Source organism: Maribellus luteus (genome assembly GCF_003576475.1).
GTDB lineage: Bacteria > Bacteroidota > Bacteroidia > Bacteroidales > Prolixibacteraceae > Draconibacterium > Draconibacterium luteum.
The window spans coordinates 1-533 of the sequence record NZ_QWGR01000251.1; the positions used below are offsets into that span (position 1 = coordinate 1).

The 533-nt window shown below is 58.9% G+C and carries 1 protein-coding gene; it reads left to right on the plus strand.

Annotated features, from left to right (window positions below; all coding sequences use genetic code 11):
• The first annotated feature begins 169 nt into the window (after positions 1–169).
• The gene (gene rpmF, locus D1614_RS28795) at positions 170–352 is read left to right on the plus strand and encodes a 50S ribosomal protein L32 (protein WP_002713690.1); all 183 of its coding nucleotides are present in this window, start codon (positions 170–172) and stop codon (positions 350–352) included.
• Positions 353–533 lie beyond the last annotated feature (181 nt).

The window sequence follows — 533 nt, forward strand, 5'->3', positions numbered from 1 at the left end:
TCTCTGATTGCTGGGAGCGAAATCGCTGATTTTGGGCCTTTTTGGCCCATTTTCTCGCCCCCTCTGGTCTAGCTTTCGCAGCAACCTTCATCTATAAGCGCGGCCTCAATCCGAATTCTGGAGAGCCCCCGCCCGGCGGGTGAGCCTTGATTTAGAGGACGACGATCCCATGGCCGTTCCACGCAGGAAAACATCGCCGTCACGCCGCGGCATGCGCCGCTCGGCGGACGCGCTCAAGAAGCCGACTTATGTCGAGGACAAGGATTCGGGCGAACTTCGCCGTCCGCATCATCTCGATCTCAAGACCGGCATGTACAAGGGCCGCCAGGTCCTGAAGGTCAAGAAGGACTAACGTCCGGATCGCAGCGCGCTGCATTCAGGCAGCGCGCTTGCCCGCGATGCTGGCGGAGGCGCGCGAACGCGGCTTCATAAGAACGCCACAGACGCATGTGATGACCAGTGCATCACAGGATACTTTTTCAGAGAGAGCCTGCCGACGATGATCGGTTTTCTGCTGCTTCTGATTCCGTTCG

Bases quoted from the DNA above. Each gene is read 5' to 3' on its own strand.
- rpmF (WP_002713690.1), top strand. From the start codon at position 170: ATGGCCGTTCCACGCAGGAAAACATCGCCGTCACGCCGCGGCATGCGC.